The organism is Ruminiclostridium papyrosolvens C7 (assembly GCF_000421965.1).
Taxonomy (GTDB): Bacteria; Bacillota; Clostridia; order Acetivibrionales; family DSM-1351; genus Ruminiclostridium; species Ruminiclostridium papyrosolvens_A.
On the sequence record NZ_ATAY01000023.1, the window covers coordinates 37276 to 57214 of the forward strand.

At 36.9% G+C, this 19939-nt stretch carries 20 protein-coding genes and 1 pseudogene; 18 read left to right on the top strand and 3 right to left on the bottom strand.

Translation table 11 applies throughout. The features are described 5' to 3' along the window. Positions 1–60: 60 nt before the first annotated feature. The 16 genes from L323_RS28140 (at position 61) to L323_RS28215 (ending at position 15613) form a co-directional block, all read left to right on the top strand. Positions 61–1308, top strand: a complete 1248-nt coding sequence (locus tag L323_RS28140) for a competence/damage-inducible protein A (protein WP_020814981.1) — start codon at positions 61–63, stop codon at positions 1306–1308. Positions 1309–1361: 53 nt separating this feature from the next. Then, a complete protein-coding gene (murJ, locus tag L323_RS28145) occupies positions 1362–2954 on the top strand; it encodes a murein biosynthesis integral membrane protein MurJ (protein WP_031341922.1) in 1593 nt (530 codons plus the stop codon). A gap of 97 nt (positions 2955–3051) precedes the next feature. Beyond that, on the top strand, positions 3052–4098 hold the full coding sequence (gene recA, locus L323_RS28150) for a recombinase RecA (RefSeq protein WP_020814983.1): 1047 nt from the start codon (positions 3052–3054) through the stop codon (positions 4096–4098). A 122-nt stretch (positions 4099–4220) separates the two neighbouring features. Continuing rightward, entirely contained in the window at positions 4221–4841 is a 621-nt protein-coding gene (locus L323_RS28155) for a regulatory protein RecX (RefSeq protein ID WP_020814984.1), read from the top strand. Between the two features lie 160 nt (positions 4842–5001). After that, positions 5002–6342 carry a 30S ribosomal protein S12 methylthiotransferase RimO gene (gene rimO / locus L323_RS28160; protein ID WP_020814985.1) on the top strand — a complete coding sequence of 447 codons (1341 nt, stop codon included), beginning with the start codon at positions 5002–5004 and terminating at the stop codon, positions 6340–6342. After that, positions 6326–6946, top strand: a complete 621-nt coding sequence (gene pgsA, locus L323_RS28165; RefSeq protein WP_020814986.1) for a CDP-diacylglycerol--glycerol-3-phosphate 3-phosphatidyltransferase — start codon at positions 6326–6328, stop codon at positions 6944–6946. Before rimO ends, pgsA begins: the two co-directional genes overlap by 17 nt. Positions 6947–7207: 261 nt before the next feature. Next, positions 7208–7792, top strand: a complete 585-nt coding sequence (fapR, locus tag L323_RS28170) for a transcription factor FapR (RefSeq protein WP_020814987.1) — start codon at positions 7208–7210, stop codon at positions 7790–7792. Positions 7793–7852: 60 nt separating this feature from the next. Next, positions 7853–8878, top strand: coding sequence for a phosphate acyltransferase PlsX (gene plsX, locus L323_RS28175; RefSeq protein ID WP_200859508.1), 1026 nt, complete (start codon positions 7853–7855; stop codon positions 8876–8878). Then, complete coding sequence (locus L323_RS28180; RefSeq protein ID WP_020814989.1) at positions 8862–9860, top strand: beta-ketoacyl-ACP synthase III; 999 nt, start codon at positions 8862–8864, stop codon at positions 9858–9860. The genes plsX and L323_RS28180 overlap by 17 nt, the downstream gene beginning before the upstream one ends. 44 nt (positions 9861–9904) lie before the next feature. Further along, complete coding sequence (gene fabD / locus L323_RS28185) at positions 9905–10837, top strand: ACP S-malonyltransferase (RefSeq protein ID WP_020814990.1); 933 nt, start codon at positions 9905–9907, stop codon at positions 10835–10837. Between the two features lie 45 nt (positions 10838–10882). Next, a complete protein-coding gene (fabG, locus tag L323_RS28190) occupies positions 10883–11620 on the top strand; it encodes a 3-oxoacyl-[acyl-carrier-protein] reductase (RefSeq protein WP_020814991.1) in 738 nt (245 codons plus the stop codon). A 117-nt stretch (positions 11621–11737) separates the two neighbouring features. Then, on the top strand, positions 11738–11965 hold the full coding sequence (acpP, locus tag L323_RS28195; protein ID WP_020814992.1) for an acyl carrier protein: 228 nt from the start codon (positions 11738–11740) through the stop codon (positions 11963–11965). Positions 11966–12105: 140 nt separating this feature from the next. Beyond that, a complete protein-coding gene (gene fabF / locus L323_RS28200; RefSeq protein WP_020814993.1) occupies positions 12106–13341 on the top strand; it encodes a beta-ketoacyl-ACP synthase II in 1236 nt (411 codons plus the stop codon). A gap of 132 nt (positions 13342–13473) precedes the next feature. Beyond that, a complete protein-coding gene (gene rnc, locus L323_RS28205; protein ID WP_020814994.1) occupies positions 13474–14184 on the top strand; it encodes a ribonuclease III in 711 nt (236 codons plus the stop codon). Between the two features lie 14 nt (positions 14185–14198). After that, complete coding sequence (locus L323_RS28210) at positions 14199–15215, top strand: elongator complex protein 3 (RefSeq protein ID WP_020814995.1); 1017 nt, start codon at positions 14199–14201, stop codon at positions 15213–15215. Between the two features lie 137 nt (positions 15216–15352). After that, positions 15353–15613: a stage V sporulation protein S gene (locus L323_RS28215; RefSeq protein ID WP_004620400.1), complete on the top strand. Its 261-nt coding sequence runs from the start codon at positions 15353–15355 to the stop codon at positions 15611–15613. Between the two features lie 46 nt (positions 15614–15659). Here the strand turns inward: L323_RS28215 and L323_RS28220 are convergent, their stop codons facing one another. From L323_RS28220 to L323_RS28230, 3 genes and pseudogenes are all read right to left on the bottom strand, one after another. Continuing rightward, positions 15660–16331, bottom strand: coding sequence for a superoxide dismutase (locus tag L323_RS28220; protein WP_020814996.1), 672 nt, complete (start codon positions 16329–16331; stop codon positions 15660–15662). Between the two features lie 142 nt (positions 16332–16473). Beyond that, a pseudogene (locus L323_RS28225) lies at positions 16474–17043 on the bottom strand (spore coat protein). Between the two features lie 199 nt (positions 17044–17242). Further along, positions 17243–17659, bottom strand: coding sequence for a hypothetical protein (locus tag L323_RS28230; RefSeq protein ID WP_020814997.1), 417 nt, complete (start codon positions 17657–17659; stop codon positions 17243–17245). A gap of 231 nt (positions 17660–17890) precedes the next feature. On the opposite strand from L323_RS28230, the gene L323_RS28235 reads away from it, so the two are divergent. Both L323_RS28235 and L323_RS28240 read left to right on the top strand, forming a co-directional pair. Further along, on the top strand, positions 17891–18655 hold the full coding sequence (locus tag L323_RS28235) for a nitroreductase family protein (RefSeq protein WP_020814998.1): 765 nt from the start codon (positions 17891–17893) through the stop codon (positions 18653–18655). Then, the gene (locus L323_RS28240) at positions 18649–19839 is read left to right on the top strand and encodes an aldo/keto reductase (protein ID WP_020814999.1); all 1191 of its coding nucleotides are present in this window, start codon (positions 18649–18651) and stop codon (positions 19837–19839) included. The genes L323_RS28235 and L323_RS28240 overlap by 7 nt, the downstream gene beginning before the upstream one ends. The last annotated feature ends 100 nt before the right edge of the window (positions 19840–19939 follow it).

Here is a 19939-nt window from a genome sequence, read left to right on the forward strand (position 1 = left end):
TGTTTTCATGTTGTATAATAAATAAATACGGTTTATTTACTTTATAACGGAGGCACAAATATGAGAGCAGAAATATTAGCCGTTGGTACAGAGTTGCTCATGGGGCAGATTGTTAATACCAATGCACAGTATATATCCTCAAAACTGCCTGAAGCAGGAGTTGGGGTATATTATCATAGTGTAGTAGGTGATAACCCAGATAGATTGGAAGACTCTTTGAAAATTGCTTTGGAACGGTGCGACATTGTTATTACAACAGGCGGCCTGGGACCTACCCAAGATGATCTAACAAAGGAAACTATTTCACGGGTCTGTGGTAAAAAGTTGGTTATTCATGAAGAGAGCCTGAATAAAATAAAAAACTATTTCAGCAGGCTTGGAAGGCAGATGACGCCAAATAATGAAAAGCAAGCCTATATGCCCGAAGGTTGTATAGTACTTAAAAATAATAATGGTACTGCACCGGGATGTATAATAGAAACGGGAGAAAAGGTAGTTGTAATGCTCCCGGGCCCGCCGGTAGAGATGAAGCCAATGTTTTTGGATTATGTTATGCCATATTTTAAAAATAAGGGTGCTTATTCTCTGGAATCAGTAATTTTAAGGGTTTTTGGTATCGGTGAATCAGCTATGGAAACTAAAATAATTGATTTGATTGATGGCCAAACAAACCCGACTATTGCTACGTATGCCAAGGAAGGCGAGGTTACGATAAGGGTAACTGCCAGTGTTCAAGAGGGAGAAAGTGCAGAAAAAATACTAATGCCTGTTGTAAATGAGATTAAGAGAAGAACCGGCGAAAATCTGTACTCTGACAAGGATGAAACTCTGGATACTGTGGCTGCAGGACTTCTTTTAGAGAACAATATTACAATTGCAACTGCTGAGTCCTGTACAGGAGGGCTTATTTCAGAGATGCTTACTGACGTACCGGGTATTTCCCGGGTGTTTATGGGGGGAGCAGTAACATATTCCAATGAAGCAAAAATGGAATACCTTGGAGTAAAGGAGCAAACAATCAAAGCATACGGAGCGGTCAGCCGTGAAACAGCAGCAGAAATGGCCGAGGGCATCAGAAAGCGGTTAAAGACTGACCTCGGTATATCCGTTACGGGAATAGCCGGGCCTGGCGGAGGTACTGCTGAAAAACCGGTTGGGTTGGTGTATATAGGTCTTTCCAGCGACAGCGGTACAATCACAAAAGAGCTGAGACTTTCAGGTAATAGAAAAAAAATCAGAACGATTACAGCATTAAATGTGTTTGATTTAATAAGAAGACATGTTTTAAAGCTGGAAATTGATCTTTGATAATTGATGTACACAGGAAAAGGACTGCAAATAAGCAGTCGGGAGGGTTGAATTTGAGTTCAAATAATAAAAAATTAACAGGTGCCGCAATAATAGTAATGGCATCGTTGGTTGTAAGCAGAATAACAGGTTATCTCAGAACAATACTTATTAATAATCTGCTTACGGCAGCACAGTCGGATTCATTGCTGGCAGCGTTCAGAACGACTGACTTGATGTACAATTTATTAATCGGCGGGGCAATTTCCGCCGCACTTGTTCCCGTACTATCGGGATACATTGCTAAAAATGAGGAAGAAGACGGCTGGAAAGCCATCGGAACTTTTGTAAACGTTGTATTTGTAACCATGATTGGTGTATGCATACTTGGAGTAATTTTTGCTCCCGCTGTTGTATCCATGACTGCATCAGGCTTAACGGGCGAAAAAAGGGAGCTGACAATTCAGCTTACCAGAATACTGTTCCCGTCAGTTGGTTTTATGATGCTTGCAGGAATAACAAACGGAGTGCTTTATTCCTATAAGAGGTTTGCTTCCGCTGCATTTGCACCGTCAGTTTACAATCTTGGAACTGCACTTAGCATACTCATACTTAGCAGATTTGGTGTAAGATACGTTGCATTCGGTGTATTAGCAAGTGCAATCATATATTTCATAATGCAGATATCCTTTGCATGGCCTAATTTAAAGTTTTACAGGCCGAAAATTCTTTGGAAGAATCAGGGATTCAGAAGGCTGTTCAAGCTTGCAATACCATCCCTTGCAGCATCTGCCATAGCACAGATAAATATACTTATATCACTGAATTTTATATCAATGTTCAGAAATGACGGAAGCATAACAGCATATTACAATGCAAATGATTTATGGCAGCTGCCTTACGGCATATTTGCGATGGGACTTGGAACAGCAATACTTCCTACACTTTCAGAAAAACTTGCACTTAAGAAGGTAGGAGAATTTAAGGAAATACTTGAAAATGGTTTCAGAACAATTCTGTACCTTATAATACCGTCATCAGTGGCATTTATAGTCCTTTCTCAACCTGTTGTCAGCGTTGTTTACAAATGGTCACAAGTTATCGGGAAAGAGAGAATCATAACGGCAGGCAGTATATTACTACTGTTTACGGCTGCAATGATTGCTCAGTCAATGCTTGCTCTTCTGAACAGAGCTTTTTATGCGGATAACGATACCAAGACACCGCTTTACGTTGGTACAATATCTATCGCACTAAACTTTGTTTTCTGTTACATATTCCTGAAAGCTACCGATCTCGGCCCCGCCGGAATGTCATTATCATATTCCATACAAAGCGTGGTAAATATGGCTATTATGATGGTGATAATATCAAAACGAATGAATGGAATGGGATGGAAAAAACTGCTTAACTATTCATTAAAGCTGTTGGGAGCTGCGGTTGTAATGGGGATAGTATTATTCATTTTAAACAAATTTATTCCTGTTGATTTTACAAAGCCTTTTGCAATGCACTCAAAACTGATTGAAATAGCAGCCTTGGGAATAGAAATTGTAGTAGGAGCATCGGTTTATTTTACATTTACCATGTTGTTCAAGATTGACGAAGCAGTTGCAGTTAAGAATAAATTTATTGGAAAAATTAAGGGGTTAGTAAAAAAAACATAAGTAACAAAATATTTTAAATTTAACAGTTGACTGTAGATAAAATAAAATATATAATTAAAAAAAGAACAAATGTTCGAACGATAAAGGAGGTCACCCCGTGTTAGAAAAGAAAAAAGCATTAGAGATGGCTTTGGGCCAGATAGAGAAACAGTTTGGCAAAGGTGCAGTAATGAAGTTGGGCGAAAATTCACATATGAATATAGAGAGTATTCCTACAGGGTCAATGAGCCTTGATCTGGCACTTGGAGTCGGAGGAGTTCCCAGAGGAAGAATAGTTGAAGTTTTCGGGCCTGAGTCATCAGGTAAAACAACAGTTGCACTGCATATTATTGCAGAGGCTCAAAAAGCCGGAGGCGAAGCTGCATTTATTGACGCAGAACATGCCCTTGATCCTGTGTATGCAAAGAAACTTGGGGTTGATATAGAAAATTTGATAGTATCACAGCCTGATACAGGTGAACAGGCTCTTGAGATTACAGAAGCACTTGTAAGAAGTGGCGCCATAGATGTTATTGTAGTTGACTCTGTTGCGGCTCTTGTGCCTAAAGCGGAAATTGATGGAGAAATGGGAGATTCCCATATAGGATTGCAAGCAAGGCTTATGTCACAGGCACTGAGAAAGTTGGCCGGTGTTATTAGTAAATCAAATACAACTGCAATATTTATTAATCAGCTTCGTGAGAAGGTTGGTATAATGTTCGGTAATCCGGAAACTACGCCTGGTGGTAGGGCATTAAAGTTCTATTCCTCAGTAAGGCTTGACGTCAGAAGAATTGAAGCCATTAAGCAAGCCAATGAAGTTGTTGGTAACAGAACAAGAGTAAAGGTTGTAAAAAACAAAGTTGCACCTCCATTCAAAGAAGCGGAGTTTGATATCGTTTATGGCGAGGGTATATCAAGAGAAGGTGGTATACTTGACATAGCTGTTAGCATGGATATTGTCAACAAGAGTGGAGCGTGGTTCTCATACAACGGTCAGCGTATAGGTCAGGGACGTGAAAATGCAAAACAATATCTAAAAGAAAATCCTGCTATGTGCAGTGAAATTGAGAAACTTATCAGAAACAATTTTGTTGTAACTGCTGTTCCTCAAAAAGAAGTACCCCAAGAGGACGAAGATGTTGCACTTGATGAAATTGAATAAGTGATATATATAATAAAGGAAAAATAATTAGTGTCATTATGAGGCATGCCGGAGGATTAATTCCATACAGGCATGCCTTATATATAGTATGGATGTACATGGGAATACTAACGGAGGCTGTTATGAGGATTACATCAATAGAAAAAAGTGATAAGAATAAATCCATGGCAAGTGTCTGCATTGATAACAAGACAGAATTCGTCTTGCCCCTGAAACGTATTGATGCTCTTAACCTTACCATTGATAAAACCATTGAGCAGGAAACACTGGATTACATACTTAAATATGAGGTTTACGCCGCTGCAAAGAATTCTGCGGTAAAATTTCTTTCACTAAAGCTCAGAACTTCTTATGAAGTAAAAGAAAAGCTTAGTGATCTTGGGTATGAGGAAAGTACAATAAACCAAGTGATAAAAGATTTAACTGAAATAGATTACATAAATGATTACAAATATGCCGCTAAGTACATATCCGAAAAAACAAAGCTGAAACCAAGGTCTATAAAGCTATTGAAAATGGAACTGGAAAATAAGGGAATTCCTGACGATATAATAAGCAGTGTGATTGAAGAATTAAACCCTGATGATGATCAGGTAGCTTTGGAATTACTCAGAAAAAGGTATTCCAAATATAACGAGTTTGATGAGATTTTGATTAGAAAAATGAAATCTTATCTTGCAGGCAAAGGGTTCAGTTATAACCAAATTTCAAAAGCAATAAGTAAATACCTACCAGAAGACTGATGTAATGCGGATTTTAACTGCAAAAAAAATTAAATATTTGCAAATTATTTACCTAAAACATTGACAATCTGTAATTATTATTAAATAATTTTTATTAGAACTTTTTATAGTATTGAAACAGAAATCTACGAACTTTAAATCGAAACATGGAGGGTTTTAGGTGAAAAAAAAGATAGGCATCGTCTCATTGGGATGCCCCAAAAATTTGGTAGACAGCGAGATAATGCTTGGTATGCTGTCACATGCAGATTATGAAATTGTAAACAATAAGGAAGATGCTAATGTACTTATAGTAAATACATGCGGATTTATTGAATCAGCTCAGCAAGAATCCATAAATACAATTTTAGAAATGGCAGATGAAAAGGGACGCAATTGTGAGGTACTTATAGTTACTGGTTGTATGGCAGAAAGATATAAAGAAAAAATACTTGAACAGATACCGGAAGTAGACGCAGTTCTGGGAACGGGTAATTATAAAGAAATAGCTGAAGTAATTAATCTTGCTTATATGGGTGAGAAGACAGTATCTTATGGAAAGCTAGACGAAACTGATTATCTTGACCAAGAGAGAGTGATTTCTTCAGCCAAACATTCTGTCTACTTGAAAATATCAGAAGGATGTGACAATCGCTGCACATACTGTATAATACCATTTCTCAGAGGTAAATACAGGAGCCGTAAAATGGAGTCATTAGTTAGAGAAGCTGAGCTTTTGGCTGAAAAAGGTGCTAAGGAAATCATTATCGTTGCACAGGACAGTACTCGCTATGGTACTGACTTATATGGCAAAAAAATGCTTCCCGAATTAATCAGAAAGCTATCAGACGTTAGTGGAATAGAATGGATAAGACTTTTGTATTGCTACCCTGAGGAAATAGACGATGAGCTTATTGAAGAAATAGCTAAAAATCCAAAGGTGTGCAAATACCTTGACATACCGATTCAGCATGCATCAGATAGAGTATTAAAGCAAATGGGAAGAAGAGGCACTATTTCTGAGATTAAGCAAGTACTGAATAAATTAAGAGAAAAAGTTAGCGGTATTACAATTAGAACATCACTGATTGTTGGATTTCCCGGTGAGACAGAGGAAGATTTTGAAGAGATGATTGCTTTTTTAAAGGAATTCAGGCTGGATAGAGTAGGCGTATTTACTTATTCCAAAGAAGATGGTACACCTGCAGCGAAAATGAAAAGCCAAATACCAAAGCATATTAAAATAAAAAGGCAAAAAAAGATTCTCGAGCTTCAAAATTCAATCAGCAGGGAAATAAATCAAAAAAGGAATGGAAAAGTCTACAAAACTATAGTTGACGGTATTGCTGATGATGGTATATTCTATTATGGACGTACTTATGCAGAAGCTCCTGAGATTGACGGGGTTATTTATTTTACCAGTCCTGAAGAGCTTTCAATAGGTAGTTTTACAGATGTAAGGATTCTTAATTCCGAAGATTATGATTTGATAGGAGAGGTCATAAATGAATTTACCAAATAAAATAACTATATCAAGGATATTTTTAGTTCCGTTATTTATGATTTTTGTTATACCAATTCCTGATGCTACAGTTAATTTTCAGCTTTTGTCTTTCTTGAAAGATGAAATGTTGTCAGTAAATGATTTTATAAATAATTATGGAAGTTACGTTGCTGCTGTGCTATTTATTTTGGCTGCAAGCACTGACGGAGTTGACGGATATATTGCCAGAAAGCATAAACTTGTTACTGCTTTTGGAAAATTTCTTGATCCAATAGCCGATAAATTACTAATTACTGCTGCATTAATTGCTTTGGTTCAGCAACAGGTTGTAACAGGTTGGGCAGCTATGATTATAATCTCTAGAGAACTTTTAGTTACAGGATTACGTTTAGTTGCCGCAGGAGAAGGACAGGTTATTGCAGCAAACAAGTCAGGAAAAGTTAAAATGGTATTCCAGACTGTTGCAGTTTCGGTTTGTCTTTTAAAGAATTGGCCATTCTCAATATTTACAGATGTGCCGGTTGACTCCTACCTGATGTTTATAGCTGTTATAATAACAATATATTCAGGAATAGACTTTTTTGCGAAGAACTTAAAAATACTTAAGTCGGGCGGGATGTAAAACCAATTTTTATATTGATATACAAAAGTAGCCGTAGGAAACTGCGGCTATTTATTATGTCGTACATCTTAGTGGTAGAGAGTTTTGGTAAAGAGAAAACCAAAATAAAATATGTTTATGTTAATTTAATATTAGTACCTACGGGAAATTTAATATTATCAGAAAATAGTTGCAATAATAGTAAAGTTAATATATAATCCTATTATCAGCAATTAGTATCTGGTAATAATTATAGATAATAATTATAAGGGGTGGTTGTAAGTGAGCAGATCGTCTTCTCACAAACAGCAAAGGCAAAAGACTCTGCTTGAGAAAATTAAGTACGACCCATTTTTAACAGATGAAGAATTAGCTGATTACTTTAAAGTGAGCGTACCAACAATCAGACTTGACCGACTGGAACTTTCAATTCCAGAGCTGCGTGAAAGAATTAAAAATGTTGCTGAGAGCAATCAGGAGAAATTAAAGTCACTCAAAAGCAGGGAATTTATCGGTGAATTGATAGATTTACAGCTTGGACAAAATGCAATTTCACTTATGGAAACCAATAGTACAATGGCATTTGAAAAAACTCATATTGTACGGGGACACTATATTTATTCATTGGCAGAGACTCTTGCCATTGCAGTAATAGATTCACAGGTAGCCTTAGTTGGAGTAGCAAATATAAAATACAAGATTCCTGTTTATGCAGGTGCAAGAATAGTAGCAAAAGCAGAGGTCAGAGAGTCTAAGGGAAACAGGTTTATTGTCTGGGTCAAAATATACGAAAAAAACGTTGAAGTATTCAGAGGAAAATTTATACTGGTATCTCTTAATGAAAATACAATTAAAGAAAAAATATGAAATTGTTTAAGTATATTCTGAATATTTATTTAAAGATACTTTTGGAGAGTGACAAAGATGATTAACATTATTGTTGATGCGATGGGTGGAGATAATGCACCTGATGCTATAATAGACGGTTGTGTTGAAGCTATAAATATGAAAGAAGGCTTCAATATTACTCTTGTTGGTAAAAGCGAAATAATAGAAAATAATTTAAGCAAAAAGGAATTTAATAAAGATAGAATAAGCATTGTCAATGCAACAGAGGTTATAACAGGAGAGGATACTCCTACAAAGGCTATAAGAAGTAAAAAGGATTCCTCCATGGTTGTAGGTATGAAGCTCTTAAAAGAGAATAAGGGTGATGCTTTTATATCAGCCGGTAATACCGGAGCTATTATGACAGGAGCGCTGTTGATAGTAGGTCGTATAAAGGGAATCGACAGGCCATCACTTCCGGCGTTGGTTCCATCAAAAAAAGATATGGTTCTGATAATAGATGCAGGTATGAATACCGTTTGCAGACCAATAAATTATTTGCAGTTCGGAATAATGGGTTCCATTTATATGAAACTGATTTATAAAAAAGAAAGTCCAAAAGTTGGCCTATTGAATGTAGGATCGGAAGATGCAAAAGGAAATGATACTCTCAAGCAGGCATTCAGTATTCTTTCTTCTTCTCAACTCAATTTTGTTGGAAATACCGAAGGAAACAATATCCCAGGCGGAGATGTTGACGTAGCTGTTTGTGACGGCTACGTAGGAAATGTTGCTTTAAAGCTTTATGAAGGTGCGGGATCTCTATTTCTTGGAGAACTCAAAAAAATATTTACATCAAATTTTTTTACAAAGCTTTGTTATCTGATACTCAAACCGTTTTTTAAGAATTTTAAAAGTAAATTCGATCCTGATGAACTTGCAGGAGCTCCTGTTTTAGGTGTTAATGGATTGGTAATAAAGAGTCATGGTTCATCGAAGGCAAAAACAATAAGATATGCAATTTTAAATAGAGCTATACCATTAATAGAAAATGGCGTGGTAAATGAAATTAAAGAACAATTCAAGAATATGGAGGTGGACTCTTCCGATGATAAAATCGACTAAGAGTGTAGGGATAATTGGTACAGGAAGCTTTGTACCTGAAAAAGTACTTACCAATAATGATTTGGAAAAATTGGTTGATACATCAGACGAATGGATATTAAAAAGAACAGGAATATCAGAGAGACGTGTCTTAGATGATGATACCCCAAACTACACGATGGGAATTGAGGCAGCAAATAGGGCTTTGGAAGATGCAGGCTTAAAAGCTGAAGACATTGACCTGATTATTCTTTCAACCGAAGCCCCTGACTATATGTCTCCATCCATGGCATGTATTATTCAAGGAGCTATTGGAGCTGTAAATGCCACTGCTTTTGACCTGAATGCAGCTTGTACAGGGTTTATTTACTCTTTATCAGTTGCGCAGCAGTTTATTGCAAACGGAGTTTATAAGCATGCTTTAGTAATCGGATGTGAAGGCTTGTCCAAGATTGTTGACTGGGAAGACAGAAATACCTGCATTCTTTTCGGAGACGCTGCCGGTGCAGTCGTACTTGGAGAAGTTGAAGAAGGATATGGAATACTTGATTCATTCCTTGGATCGAACGGAGCAGAAGGTATGAATATAACAATTCCAAACCTTTACGTTTCCGAAGAAGAAAAGGAAAAGAGAGTAAACGAAAAATACAACACGTTATGGATGGATGGCAAAGAGGTATTTAAATTTGCCGTAAAGGCCATGTCAACTGCAACAATGCATGTTTTAGATAACTTAAATATGGATATAAATGAGCTTGATTTTATTTTTCCACATCAGGCAAATACCAGAATCATTGATGGTGCCATAAAGAAACTTGGTATTACAGATGATAAAATACACTACATTATAAATAAATACGGTAATATTTCTTCGGCATCCATTCCTGTAGCAATGGATGAAGCCAAAAGAGAAGGGAAATTAAAAAAAGATGACAAAATGGTTCTTGTTGCTTTTGGCGGAGGACTGACTTGGGGTTCAATGGCTGTTAAGTGGTTTAAATAGCAAATAATTAATGTATTATTTATTATATGAGTAGGAGGATTTATATGGGTAAAGTAGCTTTTTTATTTCCTGGGCAAGGTGCTCAGTACGTAGGAATGGGTAAGGAAATCGCAGACAAATATAAGTGTGCCGGTGGAATATTTGACGAAGCAACAGAGGCATTGGGTTTTGATGTCAGGGAAATGATATTCAACAGTGATGATGAAACATTAAAGATAACTGAAAACACCCAGCCAACTATTGTTACTACCAGTATTGCCTGTATGCAGCCTCTTTTGGAAAAGGGTATCACACCTGATTTTGTGGCCGGTTTGAGTCTTGGTGAATATGCCGCCCACGTTGCAGCAGGTACAATCAGTTTCAAGGACGCTGTTTCTCTTGTTAAAAAAAGAGGAAAGTATATGCAGGAGGCTGTACCTGTAGGAGTTGGAGCTATGGCAGCAATTATAGGACTTGAAAATAATGATGTAATAGAGTGCTGTAAAGAGGCATCACAAATAGGTATTGTTGAACCGGCTAATTTCAACTGCCCGGGTCAGATAGTAGTAGCTGGAGAAACTGCAGCTGTTGAAAAGGCAGCGGAGCTTTGCAAGGCTAAAGGAGCTAAAAGAGCAATGTTGCTGCCTGTCAGTGCACCATTCCATTGCACTCTTTTAAAACCTGCTGGTGAGAAACTCGCAGTTGAACTCGACAAGGTAGCTTTGAATGATATAAAGATTCCTGTAGTAACCAATGTTACCGGTGATGCTGTTACAGATAAAGGTATGGTCAAGGATCTTTTAATAAGACAGGTTAGCACCTCCGTACTTTGGGAAAGATGTATAAGAACTATGCTTGCCGAGGGTGTGGATACATTTGTAGAAATAGGCCCTGGAAAGGCTTTAAGCGGCTTTGTAAAGAAGATTGACAAGAACGTGACAGTAATAAATGTTGAGAATTTGGAAACTTTGAATAAAGCGTTTGAAGTACTGGCTTAAAATACTTAATACTTAATAGTTGTTTGATTTGGAGGTGTACACAAAATGCAATTTGTAGGGAGAACTGCTGTTATAACCGGGTCATCAAGAGGAATCGGAAAAGCCATTGCTGAAAAACTCGGTAAACTCGGAGCAAATGTTGTTCTCAACGGAACAACAGATAAAGTTCTGGACACGGCTAAAGAACTGGAAGCCGTGGGAATAAAGGTTGCAGCAGTTGTAGGTGATATTAGGAATGCAGAAGATGTGAAGACCTTGATAAATACTGCGGTAAATACCTTTGGAGGTATTGATATTCTTATAAATAATGCAGGGATAACAAAGGATAAGCCAATGGCGATGATGTCAGAGGACGATTGGGACAGCGTACTTGACATTAATCTAAAGGGTGCTTTCCTCTGTACAAAAACTGCAGCAAAACTTATGCTGAAAAAAAAGTATGGCAGAATAGTTAATATCTCATCAGTTGCCGGTAATTACGGTAATCCAGGGCAGGCAAATTATTCGGCATCAAAAGCAGGACTTATCGGTTTGACGAAAACCACCGCAAAGGAGTTTGCACCACGGGGGATTATCTGTAATGTAGTGTGTCCGGGTGCGATTGTCAGTGATATGACGGAAATATTACCGGATGATTTAAAGAAGAAGTATATAGAAAAGATAGCACTCGGAAGGTTTGGGACGCCGGAAGAAGTAGCTAATGTAGTGGCTTTTCTAGCTTCTGAGGAAGCCGGTTATGTAACAGGGCAGGTTATAGATATTGACGGTGGATTAGTTATGTAATAATATTATGTTTGGATATGCTGGGTTAAAGGCTATTCAGCTTAATAATTATTAATTTGCATACCATAGTTAAAAATGTATGCATTATAGAACCATCCTTTGGAAGGAGGTGAATGTATGGTTTTTGATAAAGTTAAAAAATTGATTGTTGAGCAGTTGGGTGTTGAAGAAGAAGATATAACTATGGAAGCTTCCTTCATAGATGATCTTGGAGCTGATTCTCTTGATATAGTAGAGCTTATAATGGCTCTTGAAGAGGAATTTGGTCTTGAGATACCTGATAACGAAGCAGAGAAGATCACAACAGTTAGTGATGTTGTTGAATACATCAAAAGTAATACTTAAAAAAGTCCCCAATAGGGGCTTTTTTAATATTATATGACGTAACATAAATTTTTCTAATGTCTTAAAGACGTTTTGATATATAATCTAAAATTTCAGATCTTTGTATATTTTAAAAATTCACCTTTTGGAGGTTTATGAAAATGAAAAGACGTGTAGTTATAACAGGAGCTGGGGTAGTATCTTCACTTGGTTTTGGATTGGATCAATTTTGGGGTTCAATAAAAGAGGGAAGAAACGGTATCAGTGAAATAACCAGAATTGATGTTTCTGAGATGTCAACAAAGGTTGGCGCTGAAATAAAGGATTTTGATCCTAATCTATTCATGGATAAAAAAGAAGCAAGAAGAATGGATAGATACAATCAGTTTGCTATGGCTGCTTCAAAAATGGCGGTAGAAAATGCAAAGCTTGATTTGGATTCTTTGGATAAGGACAGATGCGGTGTTATTGTCGGATCCGGAATCGGTGGAATAGAAACTTTCGAAGAACAGCACAGCGTTCTTCTTAGCAAAGGACCTGGAAGAGTTAGTCCGTTTTTCATACCAATGATGATCTCAAATATGGCTTCCGGACGTATAGCTATTCAATACGGATTCATGGGTTTTAACGAATGTGTTGTAACAGCTTGTGCAACATCTAATAATGCTATAGGTGATTCATTCAAGGTTATACAGCGAGGAGATGCTGATTTAATGCTGACCGGCGGTGCAGAAGCATCTTTAACATCTATCAGTTTTGCAGGTTTCTGTAATATGGGAGCAATGAGTAAGAACCCTGATCCTGCAACAGCCTCAAGACCTTTTGACAAGGACAGAGACGGGTTTGTTATGGGTGAAGGTGCCGGAGTTTTAGTACTGGAAGAACTTGAACATGCACTCAATAGAGGCGCAAACATACTGGCAGAAGTTGTTGGATACGGATGTACTTGTGACGCTTACCACATAACTGCTCCTCATCCGGAAGGTTTAGGGGGTATTAAGAGTATGCAGATGGCAATTAATGATGCAGGTATAAAGCCTGAAGAAGTTAGCTACATCAATGCTCATGGAACTTCTACTCCTTTAAATGATCCTGGAGAAGTAAATGTCGTAAAAACAGTATTTGGCAGTCATGCAGCTAATCTTGCAATGAGTTCAACCAAGTCAATGACCGGACACTTATTGGGTGCAGCAGGTGCGATTGAAGCAATAGCTACAGCAATGGCTATTCACGACAGCTTCCTGCCACCAACAATAAATGTTCAAAATCAGGATCCTGAATGTGACATTGATTGTGTACCAAATAAGGGAAGAGAAGGTAACATTAAATATGCACTTTCAAATGCACTTGGCTTCGGCGGTCACAATGCTACAATTTGTTTAAAGAAATATGAATAATTACAAAGTGTTGATGATATTAATATAAAAGTGTAAAATAACAGGTGGGGTTTTTCCCTCCTGTTATTTTTTTGAATATAACTAATTATTTGATAAATTGAATTAAGATTTGAGCGTTATTGGAGGACTATAATGGAACAAACAGATTATGATAATAGTATTTCTGAGCTTGAAAATATAATAGGACACAATTTTAAGAACAAAGACGTTATCTTTGCTGCTATTACTCACAGCTCATTTGCAAATGAAAAGAAGGCAAAAAAGTTAAAATATAACGAGAGACTTGAATTTCTGGGAGATTCAGTTTTAGGCCTTATTATAAGTGAATATCTGTTCCAGAAAAGGCCAAATCTGCCCGAAGGAGAGCTATCTGTAACAAGAGCTAAAATTGTATGTGAAAACTCGTTATCCCAATGTGCCACTGACATAAGCCTGGGAAAGTATCTTTTACTTGGAAAAGGGGAGGAACTGTCAGGAGGCAGAGAGAAAATTTCTTTGCTTTCAGATGCATTTGAGGCACTGATAGGAGCATTATATATTGACGGTGGTTTTGAAACCGCTAAAGTATTTGTATACAAATACATGGATAAAATTATAAAGTCATGTATTGAAGGAAAACTTTTTTACGATTATAAGACGCAGCTGCAGGAATTGGTTCAACAAAACGGAGAACAACAAATTTCTTATATTGTTACTGACCAATTTGGCCCTGACCATAACAAGACATTTATTACTGAAGTAAAGATAAATGGTGCTATTCAAGGGCAGGGAAAAGGACATTCTAAAAAAGAAGCTGAACAAAATGCAGCAAAAGATGCCTTAAATAATCTAAAAACCCAATAAGGCTGAAGGAGTGTTTGCAAATCAAGAAGCATATAGTAATTCCCATTTTTGTACCACACAAAGGTTGCCCATTTGATTGTATCTTCTGCAACCAGAAAATTATTAGCGGTCAAACAAATGAAGCCAGTGAAGAAGATATCCGCCGGACCATTGAAAGTCATTTGGAAACAAGCGGTAACGCTTTTGTAGAAATTGGTTTTTACGGTGGCAGTTTTACCGGGATATCACTAAAGGAGCAGGAATGGTATCTCAAGATTGGATATAGTTACATTGAGGAAGGAAAAGTAAATCAAATAAGGCTTTCAACCAGACCTGACTATATAAGTTCAACGATTTTGGATTTACTTGAAAGATACGGTGTAAGAACTATAGAATTGGGCGTTCAGAGTCTGGATTACGATGTTTTGAAATGCACAAACAGAGGACATGGCATTGAAGAAGTAAAAAATGCTGCAAAAATGATTAAGGACAGAGGCTTTTCACTTGGTATTCAAACAATGATAGGTCTTCCCGGTGATGCCAGATTAAAGGCGATAACAACGGCCCAAAAGGTTTTGGAACTGGCTCCCGATATTGTACGCATTTATCCTACACTTGTAATTGAGAATACTTATTTACAGAAGATGTATAACGATGGACAATATCGTCCTCTTACAATTGATGAAGCAGTGGATATTTCCGCCGAACTGCTGGATATATATGAACAAAACAATATCAATGTTATAAGAATAGGCCTGCAACCCACAGATAATATCAGCGAATCCGGTGAGGTTGTTGCAGGGCCTTTTCATCCTGCCTTCAGACAGCTTGTGGAATCAAGACTTACTCTAAAAAGAATAAAAGAATATATAATTAATAATAAACTTGATAAATTACCTGAAATAATTATAGAGTGTAATCCTAGGTATATTTCAAATGTAATAGGGCAGAAAAGGGTTAATATAAATACACTTAAAAATGAGTTTAATTTTAAAAATATTCGGATTATGGAGAAGCTTAATGTCGAAAAATTCGAAATTATAGGAACATAAATAAATAAACAAAATTTTTTAAAAAATTTTAAATGTAAAAAGCAGGAATTCGATGAAATATATAGAATAGATATAAATACAATTATATTTTATTTTTTTGTCTTTTTTTAAAGCATTTTTTTAGGAGGATGTATAATATGGAAGTACTAAAGGTTTCAGCTAATTCACAACCCAAATCAGTTGCTGGAGCATTGGCTGCAGTTTTGAGGGACAACAATTATGCAGAGATTCAGGCAGTAGGAGCAGGGGCAGTAAATCAGGCAGTCAAGGCAATAGCAATAACAAGAGGTTTTGTAGCACCAAATGGAATTGACCTTGTGGCAGTTCCTGCATTTGCTGAAGTAAATATCGATGGAGAAGAAAGAACAGCTATAAAATTCTACATACAACCTCGATAATTCAGTTTATTGAAATTAAAGGCTCGCTTATATAGCGGGCCTTTTTTTATGGATTTTTATAACCCATTGTATTTATTGTAATTAGAGGCAATTGACCGTTTGAGGCGAAAATCAGCCTGTTTTCAACCTCATTCCAGTTTACAATTCCCCACCATGAATCTATAAACTTTTTTCGTTCGTTCTGATAGTCCAGATAATATGCATGTTCCCAAACATCACAAACTAAAATCGGGATACCTCCCCATTGAGTAAGGTTCTGGTGCTTTTCAGCCTGAAGAATTTCAAGTCTTCTCCATGCAGGCTGCCAAATAAGTATAGCCCATCCTGAGCCTTCCACTTTTTCTGCTGCACTTGTAAATTGTTCCTTAAAGGCACCAAAATTTCCAAAATAATTATTTATATAATTAATAGTTTGCATACCGGGATTCCCTCCCATACCGGGTGGTGCCATAATAGTCCAGAAAATACTATGCAGAATATGCCCTGATCCATTAAATGCCAGCTCGTTTTCCCAGTACTTTATATATTCATAATCACTTTTTTTCCTGGCGTCTGAAAGATTGATTTCTGCTTTATTTAATCCGTCAACATAGGCCTTGTGATGTTTATCATGGTGTATTCTCAATGTTCTTTGACTTATAACTGGCTCAAGTGCGTTATAAGAGTATGGCAGAGGAGGCAATTGGTGCTGTCCTGTGGGAATATAATTATAGTTCATAAATATATGTACTCCAATAATATATGCTAATACTATTATATTATTTTCAATTAGAAAAATGTGATAAATAAAAGCAGAAATAGTAAAAATAGCTTACGCAGGATATTTAATTAACCTTTCGTAAGCTATTGTAAAACTGTAATTAGTGTATTGTTTCAAAAGTGCTCTGTTCAACTGGGTTATACAAACTCCCAAGCTTTTCAATGGTTTCAGAAGGAGCGGCTTCGAGGGGATAATAGCCTTTTTGAACCATCCATTGCCATATATCATAAGCATGGTGTGAACTCATTTTAAAAGCATCCTCTAAAAACATTCTAATTTCAGGATTGCTTGCTTCCATCGCTGCTCAGGCGTATTCCCTGCCTGCACGCTTCAGGGTTAGCAGATAAGATGTTGCAATTTCACGGTCATTAAGTTCTTGTACATCGGTTCGTGGAGTAACAGGAACAGGGGGAGTTTCTGAACTGGTGTAATTCTGAATAATATTTGTTATCGGGAGAATAGGCAGGCCGGTTTTTGCTCCGGAGGTTCTGCTCAGGTATTCCACCTTTGTATTGTAATCTTTAATATGATACGGTAAATGCTTTTGAATCAAAGATTTTAGTTCATTGTCCTGTACGGAATTTAGAAATAAGGCCATGTTTGTGATTGAATTTACACAGCTTGTAGTTAGTTATCTAAGATCATTTACTTCATGAGAAGCTAATTGCATATTTATTCCTTCTAAGTGATTATTTTTTACTCAGAATCGTGCCTCACTACAAATTTTATTTTTACCTCTGTTTTTACAATTATTCGAAATTTTGATACAGTGATATAAAAACAGGCGGCCTTCGTGAACTGAAGACTACCTGTCTTGCGCATGAATAAAATGTAGTATTAAGAGATTCAGATATTAACTTTATTACTGATTAAAAACCGAAACCCCCAAAACCCCCAAAATGAGGACGTCTTCTCCTTAACAGTTCCCTAAGCAGGAGAATTGAAATGAGATCGCGTCTGAAACGTCTTCTGCCTCCGCCAAATCCACCTAATACAAATTGTCTGTTTTCACACCCTTCAAAATCCTGATAGTCCATATCAACATCTGCACCAACCCTATTATCGATATCATCGACCATAGAGTCCAGCATTTGACGGCTGGGGTTAAACATGGGTCCGTATTGTGCACACATTCTATCGCACATACGTCCAACTTCAGGCATTATAATATGGTAGCATCTGGGAAACATGCCCATTAGCTGATCTTGGGGCATCTCCATCATGGGTGAATACTGGCTGGGAACATTCATCATTTGCATACAATTTCTATAATCATAATCTTCCATAGTGACCTCCTAAAAAATTATTCTATAAAATATTTTATGACAGTTTCCTTCATTTGGTTACCATTACTAATTATTATGTAAATTAAATCGGGAAATATCAGTTCTATTTTTATTGACACTCCAAAATCAGAAATATATACTGAAAACAATAAATATACTAATTTAGGCTGGATTATACGGATACTGATGGATAGAATTTTTATTTATTCAATAAATTGGAGGAAGAGTTACATGACTAACGAAGAACTATATAAAACAATTTTTACCAGAAGGTCTGTCAGAAAATACAATATGACACCTCTGACGGCTCAGCAACTGAAGGAGATCAAGGACTTTGCTGACAATGCAAAACCCTTGATACCCGATATAAAGTGTGAATTTTCTTTTCTTACCGATGATAAAGTAAAAAATATACTTCCTATAAAGGCGCCCCATTATATTTTAATTTACTCCGAAAAAAAAGAGGGGTATTTGTTGAATGCAGGTTTCATGCTTCAGCAGGTTGACTTATTTCTTTCATCCGTAAATTTGGGAAGCTGCTGGTTGGGTATGGCTAAGCCTTCTAAAGAAGTTCCGACTTTACAAAACGGTCTGGAATTTGTTATTATGCTTGCCTTCGGTAATACGCAGGAGAAGATTCACAGGGCTGATACTTCTGAATTTAAGCGGAAGGGCATTTCGGAAATAACATCAATTAACGGAGCTAATCAATTGCTGGAAGCCGCCAGGCTTGCACCGTCGGCATCCAACTCTCAGCCCTGGTATTTCAGCGGAGACCCAAATGAAATTATTATTAGCCGTGAAAAGCTGAGTTTATTGAAAGCTCCTATTTATAATAAAATGAATCAAATAGATACGGGAATAGCTTTATGCCATTTATGGCTTTCAATTGAGCATCAGGGTAAAACAGCTTGTTTTGATTATACAAATTCGAATACCCCGAAAGGATATGAATTCATGTTGAAAGTGAAAGTTGAGGGAGATACATCATGTTAACAAGAATAAATCAAAAAAACGGAGAAGAACTATCTATTCTGGGATTCGGGTGTATGAGGTTTCCAACCAGAGCAGGGGGAATTGATGAACCAAGAGCGATAGGGATGATACACAATGCTATAGAAAAAGGTGTAAACTATTTCGATACAGCTTATATTTATCACGGAGGCAAAAGTGAAAGTCTCTTGGGAAAGGCTTTGGTCGGAGGCTACCGTGAAAGGGTCAGAATAGCTACAAAATTACCTCCATTTATGGTAAAGAATCTTGATAATGCAAAAAAAATATTCAATACTCAATTGGAGCGCCTTCAAACAGACTATATTGACTATTATCTACTTCACATGCTGACAGACAAAGCGGGCTTTAACAGACTTGCAGATATGGGTGTATTGACGTGGATGGAAGAACTTAAAGCAAAAGGTACAATAAAAAATATTGGGTTTTCCTTTCACGGAGCTAAAAATGATTTCGAACAGATTCTGAGGGCATACCCTTGGGAATTCTGTCAGATACAATATAATTACATGGATGAAAATAATCAGGCCACAAAGGACGGATTAATTCTTGCAAATGAGATGGGAATTCCTGTAATTGTCATGGAGCCTTTAAGAGGAGGGAAACTGGTTACAAACCTCCCGGAAGACGTAAAAAAGGCATTCGCAGAATGCAACCGTGACAGGTCTCCGGCAGAATGGGCCTTGCGATGGATTTGGAATCATCCCCAGGTAAACGTGGTTTTATCGGGAATGAGTGATGAGGCACAGGTTGAGGACAATATAAGAATAGCCTCGGATTCACATGCCAATTCCCTTACAGATGAAGAACTTGGTGTCTTTGATAATGTTAAAAGGATATTACATGAAAGAACAAAAATACCTTGTACTGCTTGCGGTTACTGTATGCCATGTCCTGCAGGAGTTGACATACCCGGTTGTTTTTCCCACTATAACGATAAGTATCTTATTAGGGATAAGGGCATAAGATTTCAATATTACAGAAACTTAGGAGCGGTTGCCGCACAGCCTTCATATGCTTCCCAGTGCAAAGACTGCGGAAAATGTGAAAGCCACTGTCCTCAAAAAATCAGTATAAGGTCTGAATTAAAAACCGTAAGTAAGGAAATGGAAAGTATACTTTATAGAGCAGGAATAGCAATTGCAAGGAAAGTTATGAAAATTAAATAAGAATGTTAACCTTCCAATAAATCACAAAGTATGCTAGAATTATTGAATATTAAGTCATTTCTTTTATAGAAATGACTTAATATTTATATTTGGCATATAC

Excerpts from the sequence above, each read along its gene's own strand:
- L323_RS28140 (WP_020814981.1), top strand. The coding sequence starts at position 61 with ATGAGAGCAGAAATATTAGCCGTTGGTACAGAGTTGCTCATGGGGCAG.
- L323_RS28155 (WP_020814984.1), top strand. The coding sequence starts at position 4,221 with ATGAGGATTACATCAATAGAAAAAAGTGATAAGAATAAATCCATGGCA.
- pgsA (WP_020814986.1), top strand. The coding sequence starts at position 6,326 with ATGAATTTACCAAATAAAATAACTATATCAAGGATATTTTTAGTTCCG.
- L323_RS28180 (WP_020814989.1), top strand. The coding sequence starts at position 8,862 with ATGATAAAATCGACTAAGAGTGTAGGGATAATTGGTACAGGAAGCTTT.
- fabD (WP_020814990.1), top strand. The coding sequence starts at position 9,905 with ATGGGTAAAGTAGCTTTTTTATTTCCTGGGCAAGGTGCTCAGTACGTA.
- fabG (WP_020814991.1), top strand. The coding sequence starts at position 10,883 with ATGCAATTTGTAGGGAGAACTGCTGTTATAACCGGGTCATCAAGAGGA.
- acpP (WP_020814992.1), top strand. The coding sequence starts at position 11,738 with ATGGTTTTTGATAAAGTTAAAAAATTGATTGTTGAGCAGTTGGGTGTT.
- fabF (WP_020814993.1), top strand. The coding sequence starts at position 12,106 with ATGAAAAGACGTGTAGTTATAACAGGAGCTGGGGTAGTATCTTCACTT.
- rnc (WP_020814994.1), top strand. The coding sequence starts at position 13,474 with ATGGAACAAACAGATTATGATAATAGTATTTCTGAGCTTGAAAATATA.
- L323_RS28215 (WP_004620400.1), top strand. The coding sequence starts at position 15,353 with ATGGAAGTACTAAAGGTTTCAGCTAATTCACAACCCAAATCAGTTGCT.
- L323_RS28220 (WP_020814996.1), bottom strand. The coding sequence starts at position 16,331 with ATGAACTATAATTATATTCCCACAGGACAGCACCAATTGCCTCCTCTG.
- L323_RS28230 (WP_020814997.1), bottom strand. The coding sequence starts at position 17,659 with ATGGAAGATTATGATTATAGAAATTGTATGCAAATGATGAATGTTCCC.
- L323_RS28235 (WP_020814998.1), top strand. The coding sequence starts at position 17,891 with ATGACTAACGAAGAACTATATAAAACAATTTTTACCAGAAGGTCTGTC.
- L323_RS28240 (WP_020814999.1), top strand. The coding sequence starts at position 18,649 with ATGTTAACAAGAATAAATCAAAAAAACGGAGAAGAACTATCTATTCTG.